Genomic DNA, 17098 nt, shown 5'->3' with positions numbered 1-17098 from the left:
GTTCCCGTCCGCGTCCGCTCGGTGACTGCGGTGTGGTCTATGTCATGGACGCGCCCCTGGCTCCGGCGCCGCCTCCGGGCTCCCGGCCGGACCGGCGGCGGTCGTCGCCGGGACCTGTGCGGCGACGGCCGGCCCCGCCCGACGTCGCGGGCGCGCCGGAGCGCTCCGCGGCCGGGCGGCCGGGGAGCGCGCAGGTGGTGATGCGGGGTCACGGGGACGGCCTCGGGCGCCGCCGGACTGCGGAACTCGTTCCGCTCGCAGCCGTGTTCGTGGGGGCGGGCCGGCAGTCCCACCCGCGTGCCGCGGCCGCCAGGCGGGCCTCCGGCCGTCTCGCGCCGGCGAGCCCCCGCGCGGCCGTGCGCCGTGTTCCTGTTCCCGCGCGGTGTGAGCGTGCCGTGCCCGGCCTGCGGTCAGGTGTCGGAGCCGGGTCCGCCGCCCGCGGCCGGTGGGCGGGGATCGGGTCGGTGCAAGGAGCCCGGTGTTCCGGATCCCGACGTCCCGGAGCCGGGGGAACCTCACGCCCCGGAACGCGACGGCCCGGCCCGGCACGGCCGGGCCGGGCCGTCGCGACGCCGTCAGCGGCGGCGCAGCGCTTCCTCGATCGTGCGCATCACCTCGGGGAGCGGGGCGTCCGTGCGGGCCACCGCGACCAGGACCTCGTCGCCCGTCCGCACCTGCGCGGCGGCGGAGGCGGGGGCGCGTTCCGCCCCGGCGCGGCCCGCGCCGATACCGGAGCCGAACGTCTCGCGGACGATGGCGAAGGCGTGGTCGAGCTGGGCCTCCACATCGCCCTGGCCGCCCGCCCGCAGCCAGCGCCTCAGCACATGGTTGTGCGCGGTGACCACAGCGGACGCCGCGACTTCGGCGAGCAGCGGGTCGTCATTGCCGTAGTGGTGGTCGCGCTCGTCGAAGTGGCCCAGCAGATAGCGGGTGAAGAGCCGTTCGTAGCGGGCCACCGAGGCGATCTCCCGTTCCCGCAGCGTCGGTACCTCGCGGGTCAGGCGATACCGCTCGACGGACACCGCGGGAGACGCCGCGTACATCTTCATGACTTCCTTGATGCCCCGGCACACCGTGTCGAGCGGGTGCTCATGGGCCGGAGCGGCGTTCAGCACGGCCTCGGCCCGCACGAGCGTGTCGTCGTGGTCGGGGAAGATCGCCTCTTCCTTGGAGCGGAAGTGCCGGAAGAAGGTGCGCCGGGCGACCCCGGCCGCCGCCGCGATCTCGTCGACGGTCGTCGCCTCGTACCCCTTGGTCGCGAACAGTTCCATCGCGGCCGCCGCCAGCTCTCGGCGCATCTTGAGCCGCTGGGCGGCGGCGCGGCTGCCCGCGGCGCTCTCGGGGGCGTCGGACGTCGCGGGCGCGGCGGAGTTCCGGGCGGTGCGTCGGTGGGCGTCAGCGGGCTGGGACATGCCCTGAACGTACTGCATCCGCGCAGGGGGCTGCGCCTCCAGGGGCGGGCTGCCCGTTCCGTCCAGCAGCCCGCCCCAGGCCGGGCGGCCGGCACCGGGGTCCGCGGCGTCGCGGGCCGACGGTTGCCGCCCGGCTGCGACGTCGTCGCGCGCGGCGAGTCCCCCGTGGCCCTTCGGGCCCGGGAGGGGCTCCGGGCCCGAAGGGCCACGGGGCTCTCCTCCTCCGCCTTGCCGGGCTCGGCCCTCGACCCGCTCGCCGACCCACGCTCCTCCCCGTCGGCCGCCCGCTCCGTTCGCGCGGCCGGAATCAGCGCCGGGCATATTCGCGGAAGCCGCGGCCCGTCTTGCGGCCCAGGCAGCCCGCGGCCACGAGGTGCTCGAGCAGCGGCGCCGGGGCCAGACCCGGGTCACGGAACTCCCGGTGCAGCACCTTCTCGATGGCGAGGGAGACGTCGAGACCGACCACGTCGAGCAGTTCGAAGGGCCCCATCGGGTATCCGCCGCCGAGCTTCATCGCCGCGTCGATGTCGTCGAGGGTCGCGTAGTGCTCTTCCACCATCTTGATCGCGTTGTTCAGGTACGGGAACAGCAGGGCGTTCACGATGAAGCCGGCGCGGTCACCGCAGTCGACGGCGTGCTTCCTGATCCTCGCCGTCACCCCGCGAACCGTGGCGTGGACGTCGTCCGAGGTCAGGACCGTACGGACCACCTCGACGAGCTTCATCGCCGGCGCCGGGTTGAAGAAGTGCATCCCGATGACGTCCTGGGGCCGCGAGGTGGCCCGGGCGCAGGCGACGACGGGCAGTGAGGACGTCGTGGTGGCGAGGACCGCGCCCGGCTTGCAGACCTTGTCGAGCGTCGCGAACAGCTGCTGCTTGACCTCGAGGTCCTCCGCGACGGCCTCCAGCGCCAGATCGACCTCGGCGAAGGCGTCCAGCGACCCGGCCGGAGTGATCCGCGCCAGCGTCTCGTCCCGCGCCTCGGCGGTCAGCCGCCCCTTGTCGACGGAGCGCGAAAGCGACTTGGCGATACGGGACTTGGCGGTCTCCGCCTTCTCCTGGCTGCGGGCGGCGAGGACCACGTCGTAACCGGCCTTCGCGAAGACCTCCGCGATCCCGCTGGCCATCGTGCCGGAACCGGCCACGCCGACCGAGCTCACCGGGCGGCCGCCGGCGGACTGTGTGGTCTCCAGCGGGGTCAGCGCGTCGCGGACGACCGTGCCGCTGTCCGGGGCCTCGTAGGTGTAGAAGCCGCGGCCCGACTTGCGGCCGGTCAGCCCCGCCTCGCTGAGTTGCTTCAGGATCGGCGCGGGAGCGTGCAGCCGGTCGTGGGACTCGGCGTACATGGCGTCCAGGACGGTGCGGGCCGTGTCGATGCCGATCAGGTCGAGCAGCGCCAGCGGGCCCATCGGCAGCCCGCAGCCCAGCTTCATCGCGGCGTCGATGTCCTCGCGGGAGGCGTACTTCGCCTCGTACATTGCGGCGGCCTGGTTGAGGTAGCCGAAGAGCAGCCCGTCCGCGACGAATCCGGGACGGTCGCCGACGGCGACCGGCTCCTTGCCGAGGTCGCGGGCGAGCGCGGTGACGGCCTCCACCGCCTGCGGGGCGGTCAGCACCGAGGAGACCACCTCGACCAGGCGCATCGCGGGGGCCGGGTTGAAGAAGTGCATGCCGAGAACCCGCTCGGGGTGCGCCGAGTCGGCGGCGAGCCGGGTCACGGACAGCGCGTTGGTGCCGGTGGCGAGGATCGTTCCGGGGCGGACGACGGCGTCGAGCTCCCGGAAGACCTGCTGCTTCAGCTCGTACGACTCGGGCACGACCTCGATCACGAGGTCGGCCTCGGCCGCCGCCTGGATGTCGGAGAAGGTACGGAAACGGGCCAGGACGTTCCGCCGCTCCTCCTCGGTGAGGCGCTCGCGCTGCACGGCGCGTGCGGTGGACGCTTCGAGGGCGGTGGCGGCGTGGCGCGCGGCGGTCTCGCTGACGTCGATGCCGATGACCTCACGTCCGGCCCGGGCGAGCACCTCGGCGATACCGGTGCCCATGGTGCCGAGACCGACGACGGCGATGGTGGAGAGAGGGGTGTCCATCACGGGACTCCAGGAGTGAGTGACGACTGAGGGAGGGCGTACGTGCCGCAGGGCGCCGAAGGCGGTCCGCGTCCGCGGACCGGAGGGGCGCGCGGCACGCGCAGGGTGCGTGTCGCGATGAAGGTGGCGACGGACCCTGTCCCGGAGTCACGCCGTACTGAACTGCCGAACCGACCGACTCTCCCGGGCCGTGGGGCCGGGGAGTCACCCCCGAACGGCTGCGTCACCAGGCCGCCGAGAGCAGAGCGGGTGTTGCCCGCTCACATGAGATTAACTCGCGGGTAACGAGCGCGCCAGCCCTGCGCGGATGTGATCTGCGCCGCCACCGGGCGAACCGCGCCAGGCGGAACGACGGGTCGCCTTCGAAGGACGGCCGGGTACCGGGCCGGTCCGCGGCTGCCGGTGCCTTCGGGGCGTGCGCTGCCCCGATCTCCCCTGGGCGGGGGTGCGCGGGGCGGGCGGCCGTGGGCACCGGCGCGCGGGGCCGCTGCCCGGGCAGGGGACGGACCCGCGGCCGGGTCCGCGCCGGGTGACGGGGGGACCGCGTCGCACGGGTGAGCGGGCCTGCGGCCGGGTCGGCAATCCCCGGCGGACCCGGGACGACCGCGCGGCCGCGTCCGCGCGGGGGCGGCGATCCGCGAAGAGCCCCACCGGCCGCGGGCGCGGGCCCTAGGCTGCTCGCATGGACGCGGATCTCGAGGATCTTGCCCGCCGCACACGCCGCGAGCTGACCGGGCCGGCGGACGACGAACTGCACAGGCGGCTGACCGCGATCGCGGATCCCGACGCCCTGGCCACCGTGCTGACCCAGACCCAGCTGCCGCTGTGGGCACGGGAGATAGCCGCTTTCCGACTCGGCTGCGCCGGCGACCGCCGTTCCTTCGAACCGCTCGTGCTGCTGCTCAACCACCGGGATCCGGAGCGCTGCGTCTCCGCCTCCCACGCTCTGAGCAGGCTCGGCGATCCCCGTACCGCGGCGGCCGCCGCCGCCCTCGCGACCAACGAACTGCGCGTCGCCTACGCCCTTGTCCCCGTCCGGCTCCTCACCACCCTGCGCGCACCCGAGTCCGCGCCGGCGCTCATCACCGCCCTGGGCCGGAGACTCGCCCCCGGCGACCCGCACTGGCGCGTCGCCCTCGCCTGTGTGGAGGGGCTCGGCGCACTCGCCGACGAGCGCGCCCGTCCGGTCCTGGAGTCCGCGCTGGCTCACCCCCGACTGTCCGCCGCCGCCTCCGCGGCGCTCAGCCGCCTGCGGTAACGCGTCTCGGGCACGGCGACACCGTCCACTTCGAACGGTTCCTCCGCCCCGTCGGCCAGGAATCCCGCCCTCTCGGGGAAGCGGCACGCCCGCCGGTTCTCCCAGAGCACCCACAGCAGCAGCGCCGGCCTGCCGTCCGACTCGGCCCGGGCCGTCAGCGCATCCAGCAGCGCGCGGCCCATGCCCGTGCCGATCCGGTCCGGCCGGACGTAGAGCGCGTCCGCCTCGCCGTCGGCGGTCGTCGTGCCCTCGTCGCGGTACGGCCCGCAGCACCCCCAGCCGGCCACCTCCCCGGCTGGCTCCGCGACCAGGTGCCCCACGCCGGCGCCCCGGCGGCGGCCGGCTGGGCCCGGTGCCGTTCGGCGTCCTCCGCCTCGTCCATGGCATCGAGGTACGACTGAAACATCAGCGCGCAGGCGTGCCGCCAGCCGGCGACCCGGAGGGCGGCGACCGCCTCCCAGTCGGCTTCCGACATCTCCCTGACGAGGATCCCCGTGTGGCCCACCGGCCCCGGGGCCCTCTCGCGGCCGGTGGCGCCGGGAGGCGTGCGGCGCGTGTTCACGGGCCTCATCCTGGCGCACGCCACCGACAGCGCGCCGCCGGGTTTTCCCGCCCGGCGATGCCGGGCCCCGACCACCCGGTATCGCCGGGCGCGAACCGGGCGACGCGCTGTCGGACCGGTACGTCAGTTGCGATGACCGAGGATTCGGTGCAGCGCGGCACCTGCCCTGTCCGCATCCGGCAGGCCCGTGCGCGCCCCCGGCTTCAGCGGCTTCGGCTCCTTCCCCGTCGCGCAGAACGCGTCCGCCTCGCCCGTGGCCGCGGCCGGAGGGAGCTTCCCGGTGGCCAGGTAGTCCGTCACATGGCGGTCCATGCAGGCGTTCCCGCTCAGCGAGGTCGCGTGGTTGCCGCCGCCCTGCTCGACGACGAGCCGGGAGCCCCGCAGTGCGCGGTGGACGGAGACGGCCCCCTCGTACGGGGTCGCCGCGTCGTCCGTGGCCTGGAGGATCAGCACCGGCGGCACCTTGTCGTTGGTGACGTCCGTCCGGTCGAGTGGCGCCACGGGCCAGAACAGACACGGGGCGTTGTACCAGGCGTTGTTCCAGGTGGAGAACGGGGCCTTGGCGTGGGCCGCCCGGTTGTCCAGGCGCCAGGTGCCCCAGTTCCGGGGCCAGGCGGCGTCCCTGCACTGCACCGCCGCGTAGACGGAGTAGGCGTTCTCGCCCTCCTTGTCGACCGCGGCGAAGGCCCGGTACACCTCCAGCAGCGGTCCGGTGTCCCGGGCGCGGGCGAACGCCGCGAACGCGTCCGCGAGGTACGGCCAGAAGCCGTTGTAGTAGCCGCCCGGCAGGAAGGTGTCCTCGAGCTCGGCCGGACCGATCTCGCCCCCCACGGGCGCCTTGGCGAGGGAGGCGCGCATCGCGTACCACGCGGCCTCCACCCGCGCCGGGTCGCTGCCGAGCCGGTACGTCGTGTGGTGCTTCGCCACCCAGGCGGTGAACGCCTTGTGGCGCGCGTCGAATCCCAGGTTCTGGGCCAGGTTGGCGCGGTACCAGACCCTGTCCGGGGCGACCACGGAGTCGAGCACCGCGCGTCGCACGCGCCCGGGGAAGTGCTTGGCGTACACGGCCCCGAGATAGGTGCCGTAGGAGTACCCGAGATAGTTGATCCTGGCGGCCCCCAGGGCCTTCCGGACGAGGTCGAGGTCCTTCGCCATGCTGACCGTGCTCATGTGGGGCAGCAGTTCGGCGTGCCGGGTCGCACAGCCCAGGGCGAAGGAGCGGGCCCTGGAGAGGTTCGCCAGCTCGGTCTTCCGGTCCAGCGGCAGCGAGTCGGGGCGTACCGGCGCGAAGTGCCCGGGCCGGCAGTCGAGCGCCGGACGTGACCTGCCCACCCCGCGGGGGTCGAAGCCGATCACGTCGTACTGCGCCGCCAGACCGGCGGGCAGCGAGGCGGCGACGAACCCGGCGGTCTTGAGCCCGGACGCGCCCGGGCCGCCCGGGTTGACCAGCAGCGGCCCCTGGAACGTCTTCGCCGTGTGCCGGATCCGCGACAGCGCGAGCGTGATCTTCGTACCCTGCGGTTCGTCGTGGTCCAGCGGCACCTGGAGCGAGGCGCATTCGAGCCTCGGGTGTTCCTCGGTCGCGCAGCCGGCCCATTTCAGCGCCGAGGCCTGCGGAGCCACGGGGCCCGCGGTCGCGGCGGACGGCGCACCGGTCACCAGTCCGGCCACCGTCGCCCCCATGGCGACCAGCACTCCTGCCCGTCTCTTCACATGTCCTCCCGGGATGGCGGGGCGCGCCCGGGCGGCAGAGCCCCGGGACAGATTTCCCCGATATCAACCGGTGAGGCGTTTTTCCCTGGGAAACGACCCTTTTGGTGAGTGTCTGCTCGTCTCCGGGCGAACCGGACGGGCGTCGGGTCGGGCACGCTGCGGGCGGCGGGCGTGTCCCGGGCGGCGGTCAGAGCAGGGTGAGCTGGGTGGGGCCGCGGGCTCGGCGAGGGAGGGCTCCGCCGGGGTCGGAACGCGCCTCGGCGCGCCCCGCCGTGCCGGGCCGATGCCGAACTCCGCCGCCGGCTCGTGCACATGACGGGTGATGCGCCGCTGGTACCACTTGGAGGCGTAGGCGCCCTCCGCGTAGAGCCGTTCACAGCGGCGCACCAGAGGTGCGGGTGGTCATGGTCCCGCGCCGGCCAAGCCGTGAACCACTCGCGCGCGCCGGGCCGCAGATGCAGCACCAGCGGGGTAACGGACGTCGCCCCGGCCGCGGCGACCGCCCGTACGGTCGCGCGCAGCTGGTCCGGGTGGTCGCCGAGGAAGGGGATCACCGGTGCCATCAGCACCGCGCAGCCGATGCCGTGGTCCGCGAGCGTCCGGACCACATCGAGCCGCCGCTCCGGTGCCGGTGTGTCCGGCTCCACGGACCGCCACAGCCCGCGGTCGGTGAAGCCGACCGACACGGAGATGCCGACGTCGGTCACGTCAGCCGCCTGGCGCAGCAGGTCCAGGTCGCGCAGGATCAGCGTGCCCTTGGTGAGGGTCGAGAAGGGGTTGGCGTGGTCGCGCAGGGCGCCGATGATGCCGGGCATCAGCCCGTGGCGCCCCTCCGCGCGCTGGTAGTGGTCGACATTGGTGCCCATGGCGACGTGCGCACCCTGCCGGCGCCGGGAGGCCAGCTGCCGGCGCAGTACCTCGGGGGCGTTGACCTTGACGACGATCTGGCTGTCGAATTCGTGCCCGGGGTCGAGGTCCATGCGGAAGATCAGTAGCGATTCCGGTGACCCGGTATCGCTACCGCGGCAGCAAGATTCCCACCCCCTGGGCTCCTGCAACCTGCCCGACGGCGAGGCCACCGTCAAGCGGCTCCGCCGCCAGGACGGCCGGGTCTGGCTGATGCCTCACAACCCCGCCTGCGACCCGATCCCGGGCGAGGAGGCGCACATCCTCGGCAAGGTCGTCGCCGTGCTGCGCACCTTGTGACCGTTCCCGGGCTACCTGCCCGAGTGAGGGTTGCCGGATGTGCGTGGCGCCGTGCTTCCGATTCCATCGGGGGTTCCCGGCGCTCCTTCCATGCCCCACGGGGCCTGGCACTGTCCAGTGTCCCAGGCACGCGGCCGGGTGCCCGGATGCACGACGGGGCCGAGAATCAGGGGATGCGGCCGACTTTGAGGACGAGCACGGTGACGGTCTCGTCGTCGGGCTCGTAGAGGATCCGCCAGTCGCCCACGGGCAGGCGCCAGAAGCCGGAGCCGCCGAGCTGGCGGGCGTCGGCGGGGCGGGGGTCGGTGGCCAGCGCGCGCACGACTGCGGCGCATTCCTTGGCGCCCGCGGGGTCGAGCTCGCGCAGCCGCCGGTATTCGGCAGCAGCCTGCTGCTGCCAGACGATTGTGTAGGTCACGAGGCGGCGGCGTGGGTGTCGTCGGCCTCGAGTTCGGCCATGAGCTCGTCGTGGCCGATCACGGGGCCGCCGCCGTCCTTGCGGCGCTGGGCCTCGGCGATGTCGTGCTCGTCGCGCAGTCGCCGGAGCTCGGCGAGCTCGTCGATGGGGATCAGGGCGGCGGCGGGGCTGCCGTAGTCGCTGATCACGATGGTCTCGTGGCCGTGCCGGACCCGGTTGACGAGCTGGCCGAGCTCGTTGCGGGCCTGCACTAGCGGATACGTCTCATCCATAACCGAAACTGTACACATTGCAGAGTGTGTACGGGTGGGGCTGTGTGAAGCGCACCGCGAGTGCCCGTCCCGCTGCTCAGTGCCGCATGCTGGTTACGGCTTCCCTCAGCCTGCAGGTCCGGGACTGTCCCAGGTGCAGCAGCCCGGTGCTCCGCTGCCGCCCGCCGCTCCGGGCCCCGACGCCCGGCCCCCGCAGGGCGGTTACGGTTTCCCGCAGGGGGCCCGGCAGCCCGGTGTCCCCGCCCAGCTGCCGCACCAGGCGCCCCAGGGCGGGCAGCCGCCGCACCTCCCGGTGTCGGCCGCTCCCCAGTCGCCGGCGCAGCAGCCACCGGAGCAGCAGGGCCGGGGACCCGGACAACCGCATCCTCAGGGGCAGATACAGCAGCCCCCGCCGGGCCCGGTCGACCCGCGGGCCGGTGCGGCCTGGCCGCAGCCCGTCGCGCACGACCAGCGCGAGCGTTCCGTTCCGGGTGCTCCGCTGGGATACACCGCGGCGGTGGAGCTCTCGTCCGACCGCCTGCTGCGGAACACCAAGCCCAAGGCCAAGTCGAGCCGCAACCCTTCCTCGGCCCGGTTCAGGATCGGCGGCAAGAAGGAGGAGGCCGAGCGGCAGCGCAAGCTCGACCTGATCCGCACACCGGTGCTGTCCTGCTACCGGATCGCCGTCATCAGCCTCAAGGGCGGCGTCGGCAAGACGACGACCACCACCGCGCTGGGCGCCACCCTGGCCACCGAGCGGCAGGACAAGATCCTGGCGATCGACGCCAACCCGGACGCGGGCACGCTCGGGCGACGGGTGCGGCGCGAGACGGGCGCGACCATCCGCGACCTGGTCCAGACGATCCCGTACCTCAGCCCGTTCCCGAGCTGGTGATGCTCACCGGCTACCGTTCCATGACGTTGGTTCAGGACGCCGACAGTGGGCCTGGCGGTATGCGGGGAAAGTCCAGGGGAGCGGACGGCCGCGCGTTGCTACGGTCGGGCGCCATGAGCTGGCTTCCTGATGACTTCGTCCACCCCGTCCTGGTACCGCTGCCGGGCGGTGGCCATCACCTGCGGCCGATCCGGGAGGCGGACACCCCGCTCGACTATCCGGCTGTGATGGGTTCGCGCGAGCGGCTGTGGACCATCTTCGGCCCGGCCTGGGGCTGGCCCGCGGCCACCATGACCTACGAGGCCGACCAGGCCGACCTGTTGCGGCACGAGAAGGAGATCGCCGCACACCAGTCCTTCAACTACGCGCTGTTCGACGCGGCGGAGACAGCTCTGCTCGGCTGTGTCTACATCGACCCACCGGAGAGGGCCGGCGCGGACGGCGAGATCTCCTGGTGGGTGGTGGACGAGCTGGTGGGCAGCAAGGTCGAGCAGGCCCTCAACGCGCTGGTGCCGCAGTGGATCGCCGCCGACTGGCCGTTCGAGCAGCCGCGATTCCTCGGCGGCGAGATCTCCTGGTCGGACTGGCTCGCCCTGCCGGAGCACCCCGACACGTAATGGAGGTAAGGGGAGCACGCAGGGCACCCACGGCGCTTGCTCGGCCAAGGAGGGGAACTGCGGCCAGGACGCCATGTCCGGTGCCACAGATCCGGGCCCTGTATGGTCTGGACTCTATGGCCTTGTCAGGAACGTGGCGTATACCGCAGAACTCTTCGGTTGGCTGGGCGACAGCGACTGAATCGCCCCGGGTTTGATGGAGACGTCGAAGACCCGGAAGGATGCCGATCACGGCTGCTCCCGGTAAGTACCCCGACCAGGGCTTGACAGTTCACCGGTCCGCGGAGGGCTCGACACTGCACCTCGCGTGTCGTCTTCCACTTGGCCGGTTGCCCTGGCGGACGGTTTGTTCACGGCCGGCGGTCTCCAGAGCGGTGGGCCATCGGCTCACCAGGCAGGGCGGATCGGTCCCGGCGGTGCAAGGAGTGTCAGGTCGGCGACGAGTTCGCTGAAGCGCGCCTGGCCCAGTACTTCTCGCCACGGTGCGACGGCAGCCCGGGCTGCCTGGTCGGCGGCGCACGTGGCGGCCCAGCCGGTCTCGGTCAGCCCCAGGAGGCGGGCGCGGGCATCGTGAGGGTGTGGATGCCGCTCCACGTACCCCTTTCGGACCAGCTCCTCGACCAGCTGGGCGGCGGCCTGCTTGGTCACCCCCAGGTGCTCGGCCAGGTCGGCCGTGGTGGCGCCGCCTGCAGAGATGCGGGCGAAGGCGAAGCCGTGTGCGGGTCGTAGGTCCTCGAATCCCTGCTGGGACACGCTGGTGTGGATCTCCTGCACCAGATGTCCGGAGAGTGCCAGCACGAGTGCGGAGAAGGCCAGGGCGTCGTCCATGGGCTTGACTATAACTCGTCAAGCAGCTTGTCTATCTAGACAAGTAACTTGTCTAGAGGAGGGCTGGAGTATGCCGTTCATCCGCAGTGACGAGGCCGTCGTGCACGAGATTCACGGTGGCCGTTTCGTTTCCTACGTCCGTCCGGACACCGGCGGCCGGGACCTCGCCGCCTGGCGCGTCGAGATCCCGGCCGCAATGGTGGGGCCGACCCACACGATCAGCGACGAGGAGATCTTCTACGTCCTCTCCGGTCGCCTCCGACTCGCCATCGACGGTGAGAGCGCCGAACTCCGCGCAGGTGACGCGGCAGTGGCACCTGCAGGCTCCGAACTGGCGGTCGCCAACACCACCGACCAGCCCGCCCACATGTGGGTCACCACACGTGTTGGGCTCATCGCCAAAATGGCTGACGGCGACACCATCACACCGCCCTGGGCTCACTAGTGTCTCGTGATTCTCTTCGTGTCACTCACGCTCGACCCGAAGGTGCTGGTCAGCGCCTTGCGTGGCGTCAACTGGCGTGACATCAACGGGAACACGAGACACTAGGGAGCGTATGCGGTTGTGATCATCAGGTGGTCCGGGTGAGCTCTCTGAGCCAGATCATCGAGGTGCGGAGGTGAAGGCCGGCGAGGTAGCTCGCGGGTGTCTTGTCGTACCGCGTAGGTGCGCCACGAGGCGCCATGGAATCGAGTGAGGTGAGAGACCTTCACCGCCGGGGTTGTCGCGGCAATCCGGTTGAAGCTGGGGGCAGTTCGGTTCGGGGGATGCCGAGCCGAGCGGTAAGCAGCCCCGACAACGCCGGGACGGGTTGGTACTGCCAGACGGCCCGGGTCCGGCTAGCGAGACAGGAAGGTGCACGCGAGAAATCAGTGCCTGACGCCCCGTAATTACGACACCGGCTCGAACCTGGCGGATCTGGGCCGGACGCAGTGCACGACGACCAGTGCTCGTCGGTGGTCGACTTCGAAGCCGACTCTACTCATCGGTGGGGAGGCCACGCCGAAAGTCTGCGGCGTAAGCGCGGCGATGCTGCCGGGGTAGAGCTGGGCACCTCACCTGTCGATCGATTTCGTGGTGAACGTGGGAACTGCCTGCGGTCGCCCGATGCCGGATCTCCAGTCCGGTGGAGGGCCAGGGTCCCGGCAAAGTCGTTCTGCAGCCCTGTGACATGGGGTTTTGCGGGGCGGAAGAGATGCGCGGGCGTGGTCCGGTCCGGTTGGATGGAGGTTCCTACGCCTTACCGTCCGACCAGGGGATCACGCCCGCGCCATGCCATCGTCTCTCATCCCTGCGCCTGTTCGCACCCCTGCCCCGGCTCATGAGCTCCTCGTCCAACTGCTTGCCGGGATACCTGATCCGCGCCGTCGACGCGGTGTCCGGCACCCGGTGGGTGCTCTGATCGCGGTGGCGGTGTGCGCGGTGGTGGCCGGAGCCCGGGGGTTCACCGCGATCGGGGAGTGGGCCCGGGACGCGGGACGTGTCGCGCTGGAACGGCTGGGCCTGGAGCGGGGCGGGGTGGACGAATCAACGCTGCGGCGCCTGTTCGCCCGCCTCGACGCGGACCGTCTCGATGCGGTGCTGGGAGTCTGGGCCCTGACCAGGACCGCACGTGTCGCGGGCCGCAGGGTGATCGCCATCGACGGCAAGACGGTCCGGGGCGCACGCGGCGGCAGCTCCACGGCCCCGCATCTGGTCGCCGCCCTCGCGCACGGGTCCGGCGCGGTGCTCGGTCAGGTCGCGGTGGGCGAGAAGAGCAACGAGATCCCCGCCGCCCGGGAACTGCTTCAACTCCTGGACCTGGACGGCGTCGTCGTCACGATGGACGCACTGCACACCCAGCACGACACCGCGACTCTGGTGACCAGGGGCGGAGGAGACTACGTCCTGACCGTGAAGGCGAATCAGAAGTCGTTGTACGCACAGCTCAAGGCGCTCCCCTGGACTTCGATACCCGCCGTCACCAGGACGGACCGAGGACACGGACGCCGCGCCACTCGCACGATCAAGGTCGTCGACGTGCCGGCATGGGTCGAGTTCGCCGGGGCCGAGCAAGTCGCCCAACTGCGGCGCACCGTCACCCGCAAGGGCCGACGGACCGTCGAGATCGTCTACCTGATCACCAGCGCGGACGCCCGCACCGCACCGCCCGCCGTCCTGGCCGCATGGACGCAGTCGCACTGGGAGATCGAGAACCGCCTGCACTGGGTCCGCGACGTCACCTTCGACGAAGACCGCTCCCAGATCCGCACCGGCAACGCACCCCGCGTCATGGCCGCCCTGCGCAACACGGCGATCACGCTGCTGCGCTTGGACGGACACCAGAACATCGCCGCCGCCCTACGGCATCACGCACGCGCCACCGACCGCCCCATCAACCTGCTCCTGACAGCCTGATCAACAACTTTGCCGGAGCCCTGGGTGGAGGGCAGGCCCATCGCCGGCTGATGGCTGTCGGGCAGGACGGAGGCTCCGTAGTACTCCGAGGCCGGGAGAGCCGGTCACATGGGGAAGTTGCGCCGTCTAACTCGGCGTTGGATCACTCTCGCAGAGAGTAGAGGTTCGGAAGGAGAAGCCTCTGGACTACCCGCCTCACCTGGACGCGAAAGCGCGAGGGGACAACAGCATGGCGGGAAAGCGTGGAGCCTTGTGAAGGCGTTTATAGTGCTGCCGCGCAAAGTCCGTGTGATATGGCGAAGACCAGACTGTTTGAAGCCAAGTTCCCAGGGATGGAAATGTGCATCCTCCGACATACAACGCCCGGAGCGGAGCCACCAGCATCAGGCGAATCCCCTTTGCTTCGCCCCAACCCTTCCGGCTGGTGGACGGTGGGCAGCGAGCTCACTCAAGGGAACGGACAGGCCGCCTACGTCACGCTCGATACGTCCAATGCAAGAGGAATTCGGGATCGCCTAAGGGGCGCGAGCCCTACGGTGACGGAGTGCCAGTAGTAGTCGTGGGAGTAACGCCCCACCAGGGAGAGCGGGAGAGCCGCTTACAGGGCCAAGTGGCACAGGTGTCCACGATATCCGGAGAGGCAAGGTACGCGTAATGCAGAGAGCCGAAGCCCTGATGGAGATCATCCATGAACGCGGCAAGAGAGGATTGCCACTGGAGAGGCTGTATCGGCATTTGTTCAACCCGGAGCTGTACTTGCGGGCCTACGGGAAGATCTACCGCAATGACGGCTCCATCACGCCCGGCTCCACTCAGGAGACCGTGGACGGCATGAGTCTGAAGAAAATTCAGACGATCATCGATGCGCTGCGTTACGAGCGATATCGATGGACCCCGGTACGACGCGTATACATCGAGAAGAAGGGATCTCCCGCGAAGCGTCGGCCCCTAGGTTTGCCTTCGTGGTCGGACAAGCTGCTGCAAGAAGTTATCCGCTCCCTGTTGGAAGCGTATTACGAGCCGCAGTTCTCTGACCGCTCTCACGGCTTCAGGCCGGGAAAGGGGTGCCACACTGCGCTCACGGAAGTTTCCGAGACGTGGCGTAGTGTCACCTGGTTCGTCGAGGGAGACATCTCCCAGTGTTTTGACCGGCTGGATCACGGAGTCTTGCACTCCATCCTGGCCGAGGACATTCACGACAGTCGCTTCCTGCAGCTGATCGACGGACTTCTTCAGGCCGGATACCTGGAGGAATGGCGCTACCACGAAACACTGAGTGGTGCGCCACAAGGGGGTGTTCTGAGCCCCTTGCTTTCCAATATCTACCTGAACCGGTTGGACAAGTACGTTGAGACAACACTCTTACCCCTCTTCAACCGGGGAGCCCGCCGCAAGCCGTATCTGCCGTACATGCGGATACACAAGGCGGCTTGGAAGCTGGAAAAGCGCGGAGAGCGCGAGGAAGCACGACAGTTGCGCCGCCAACTGCAACAGCTCCCTTCGCACGATCCAAACGATCCTGGCTTCCGACGGCTGCACTACGTCCGCTACGCGGACGATTGGCTGCTGGGGTTCTCCGGGACGCGACGGGAGGCCGAGTACATCAAGGAGAAGATCGGGAGGTTCCTGCGGAACCGGTTGAAGCTGGAACTCTCCGAGCCGAAGACTTTGATTACCCACGGGCGGACACAGGCCGCTCGCTTCCTCGGCTACGAAATCGTGGTCCTGCACGACGATGCCAAGCGCGATCGGAACGGTCATCGCTCTATCAATGGGCAGATCGGCCTGAAAGTGCCAATGGACGTCGTGCGCGGAAAATGCAAGCCCTATATGCGCCGCGGAAAACCGGCCGCTCTGCTGGAGCGCGTGCACGACTCGGATTTCCGGATCGTCACGCGGTTTCAGTCAGAGTTCCGGGGCCTCGCGGAGTATTACCAGCTGGCATACAACCGGCATCGCCTCGGCCTGCTGAGGTGGATCACGGAACGATCCCTGACCAAGACGCTGGGACATAAGAACAAGATCAGCGTCAACAAGGTCTGGAATCGCTACCGTGCCACCTGGCAGACACCTGCTGGACCCCGAAGGGGTCTACAGATCAAGGTCGAACGCGGCAAAGGAAAGAAGCCGCTGGTCGCCCGTTGGGGCGGGGTCTCGCTGGCCCGAAGGACCACGAGGGTGACTCTCAAAGACGACCTTCCTGCGGTTTGGAGGAAGCGTCCTGCAGAACTCATCGACCGGCTCATGTCCGGCCGTTGCGAACTCTGCACGGCGCGAACGGAAGTCGAAGTGCACCACATTCGGCGCCTGAGTGACCTCCGCTCCGGGAGTCAGGCTGAACAGCCTGACTGGGCAAAGCAGATGGCATCGCGCCGCCGCAAAACCCTGATCGTCTGCCGTGACTGTCACAACGGAATCCACAGCGGATTCTCCGTTCGGCAGGACTCGATGGAATCGACGCTGGAGAGCCGGGTGCGGCGATAAGTCGCATGCCCGGTTCGGTGGGGGGCCGTCGGAAAAGGGTCTGCATCAGCGGACACCTCGCCGGCGGCCTACCCTGCGGGGCCGGCAAGTCGGCAGTAAGGATGCTGGAATGCCAGGACCGTCGGGGTCCGCGGCGTTCAGGCCGCTCTCGGCGAGATTGACCCAGCGCAGGGGCGCCTCCGGGTAGCGCTGACCATGGAATAGAACCTTGATCGTCGCAACCCCGAATTTGGGCGGCCGGGGCGGAGGTGGTTGGCTTGGTGGCACTGCCGGGAACGAGCACTGAAGGAGAAGCGATGGCGCAGGTCGAGGCCACGTCGGAACGGATCGTCGCGGGGGGCGCGGAGGCCGTGTTCGACGCGCTGGCCGACTACAAGGACACCCGTGCGAAGCTCCTGCCCGGGCACTTCAGCGAGTACCAGGTGCGCGAGGGAGGCGACGGCGAGGGCACCCTCGTCCACTGGAAGCTCCAGGCCACCAGCAAGCGCGTCCGTGACTGCCTCCTCGAGGTGACCGAACCGACCGACGGTCAGCTCGTCGAGAAGGACCGCAACTCCTCGATGGTCACCACCTGGACCGTGACGCCGGCCGGAGAGGGCCGCTCGCGGGTCGTGGTCACCACCGTCTGGAACGGCGCGGGTGGCATCGGCGGATTCTTCGAGCGCACCTTCGCACCCAAGGGCCTGGCCCGGATCTACGACGAGGTGCTCGCGAACCTCGCCGCCGAAGTCGGGAAGTGAGCATCTCGATCACCGATCGGCTTGAGCGCTGATCCTCTCGGGCGGTGATCCTCCCGGGTGAAGGGTGGCCTCGCGCTCGAGGCGGAGCCTCTCCCTCCATGGGAGCGCATCCGGACGGTCCTTCACCTGGTCCGGAGGTGAACTCCTCTCCGCCGCACCCCCGTAAGGGTCACCGTTTCGAGTGGTTTTCCCCGTGCTTCCGTGGAACCCGCGGCGCACCAGGTGCG

At 70.2% G+C, this 17098-nt stretch carries 13 protein-coding genes and 3 pseudogenes; 8 read left to right on the top strand and 8 right to left on the bottom strand.

Features of this window, described 5'->3' with window-relative positions; all coding sequences use genetic code 11:
* Positions 1–575: 575 nt before the first annotated feature.
* Together FEF34_RS06205 and FEF34_RS06200 are read right to left on the bottom strand one after the other, a co-directional pair.
* Entirely contained in the window at positions 576–1412 is an 837-nt protein-coding gene (locus FEF34_RS06205) for a TetR family transcriptional regulator (protein WP_199800645.1), read from the bottom strand.
* 307 nt (positions 1413–1719) lie between these two features.
* Positions 1720–3501, bottom strand: a complete 1782-nt coding sequence (locus FEF34_RS06200) for a 3-hydroxyacyl-CoA dehydrogenase family protein (protein WP_138052213.1) — start codon at positions 3499–3501, stop codon at positions 1720–1722.
* 682 nt (positions 3502–4183) lie between these two features.
* Here FEF34_RS06200 and FEF34_RS06195 point away from each other — a divergent pair.
* Positions 4184–4759 carry a HEAT repeat domain-containing protein gene (locus FEF34_RS06195; RefSeq protein ID WP_138052212.1) on the top strand — a complete coding sequence of 192 codons (576 nt, stop codon included), beginning with the start codon at positions 4184–4186 and terminating at the stop codon, positions 4757–4759.
* On the opposite strand, the gene FEF34_RS06190 is transcribed toward FEF34_RS06195, so the two are convergent.
* The 3 genes and pseudogenes from FEF34_RS06190 to FEF34_RS06180 all read right to left on the bottom strand — a co-directional run.
* Positions 4708–5079, bottom strand: coding sequence for a GNAT family N-acetyltransferase (locus FEF34_RS06190; RefSeq protein ID WP_325063621.1), 372 nt, complete (start codon positions 5077–5079; stop codon positions 4708–4710). The two genes, FEF34_RS06195 and FEF34_RS06190, sit on opposite strands and share 52 nt — an antisense overlap.
* A 365-nt stretch (positions 5080–5444) precedes the next feature.
* Positions 5445–7034 carry an alpha/beta hydrolase gene (locus FEF34_RS06185; RefSeq protein ID WP_138052211.1) on the bottom strand — a complete coding sequence of 530 codons (1590 nt, stop codon included), beginning with the start codon at positions 7032–7034 and terminating at the stop codon, positions 5445–5447.
* Positions 7035–7241: 207 nt separating this feature from the next.
* A pseudogene (locus tag FEF34_RS06180) lies at positions 7242–8014 on the bottom strand (Rv2578c family radical SAM protein); the annotation flags it as partial.
* An 85-nt stretch (positions 8015–8099) separates the two neighbouring features.
* Here FEF34_RS06180 and FEF34_RS06175 point away from each other — a divergent pair.
* Positions 8100–8240: pseudogene (locus FEF34_RS06175) on the top strand (LexA family protein); the annotation flags it as partial.
* Positions 8241–8406: 166 nt separating this feature from the next.
* Here the strand turns inward: FEF34_RS06175 and FEF34_RS06170 are convergent.
* Entirely contained in the window at positions 8407–8658 is a 252-nt protein-coding gene (locus tag FEF34_RS06170) for a type II toxin-antitoxin system RelE family toxin (protein WP_199800644.1), read from the bottom strand.
* Entirely contained in the window at positions 8655–8930 is a 276-nt protein-coding gene (locus tag FEF34_RS06165; RefSeq protein WP_171052843.1) for a type II toxin-antitoxin system prevent-host-death family antitoxin, read from the bottom strand. Before FEF34_RS06165 ends, FEF34_RS06170 begins: the two co-directional genes overlap by 4 nt.
* Positions 8931–9012: 82 nt before the next feature.
* On the opposite strand from FEF34_RS06165, the pseudogene FEF34_RS06160 reads away from it, so the two are divergent.
* Positions 9013–9792, top strand: a pseudogene (locus FEF34_RS06160) (nucleotide-binding protein); the annotation flags it as partial.
* A 125-nt stretch (positions 9793–9917) separates the two neighbouring features.
* On the top strand, positions 9918–10421 hold the full coding sequence (locus FEF34_RS06155) for a GNAT family N-acetyltransferase (protein WP_171052842.1): 504 nt from the start codon (positions 9918–9920) through the stop codon (positions 10419–10421).
* Between the two features lie 387 nt (positions 10422–10808).
* Here FEF34_RS06155 and FEF34_RS06150 read toward each other — a convergent pair whose 3' ends face one another.
* Positions 10809–11249, bottom strand: coding sequence for a MarR family winged helix-turn-helix transcriptional regulator (locus FEF34_RS06150; RefSeq protein WP_138052209.1), 441 nt, complete (start codon positions 11247–11249; stop codon positions 10809–10811).
* Positions 11250–11319: 70 nt separating this feature from the next.
* Between FEF34_RS06150 and FEF34_RS06145 the strand changes: the two genes are divergently transcribed.
* The 4 genes from FEF34_RS06145 to FEF34_RS06125 all read left to right on the top strand — a co-directional run bounded on the left by FEF34_RS06145 (position 11320) and on the right by FEF34_RS06125 (position 16871).
* Positions 11320–11694 (top strand): cupin domain-containing protein, encoded by a 375-nt coding sequence (locus FEF34_RS06145; RefSeq protein WP_138052208.1) that lies wholly within the window; start codon positions 11320–11322, stop codon positions 11692–11694.
* Between the two features lie 828 nt (positions 11695–12522).
* On the top strand, positions 12523–13647 hold the full coding sequence (locus FEF34_RS06135; RefSeq protein ID WP_267905181.1) for an ISAs1 family transposase: 1125 nt from the start codon (positions 12523–12525) through the stop codon (positions 13645–13647).
* A gap of 654 nt (positions 13648–14301) precedes the next feature.
* Positions 14302–16131 (top strand): reverse transcriptase/maturase family protein, encoded by a 1830-nt coding sequence (locus FEF34_RS06130; RefSeq protein ID WP_138052207.1) that lies wholly within the window; start codon positions 14302–14304, stop codon positions 16129–16131.
* Positions 16132–16427: 296 nt separating this feature from the next.
* Complete coding sequence (locus tag FEF34_RS06125; protein WP_138052206.1) at positions 16428–16871, top strand: SRPBCC family protein; 444 nt, start codon at positions 16428–16430, stop codon at positions 16869–16871.
* The last annotated feature ends 227 nt before the right edge of the window (positions 16872–17098 follow it).

It is taken from the genome of Streptomyces marianii (genome assembly GCF_005795905.1).
Classification (GTDB): domain Bacteria; phylum Actinomycetota; class Actinomycetes; order Streptomycetales; family Streptomycetaceae; genus Streptomyces; species Streptomyces marianii.
This window is presented reverse-complemented; position numbering and strand designations above follow the sequence as displayed.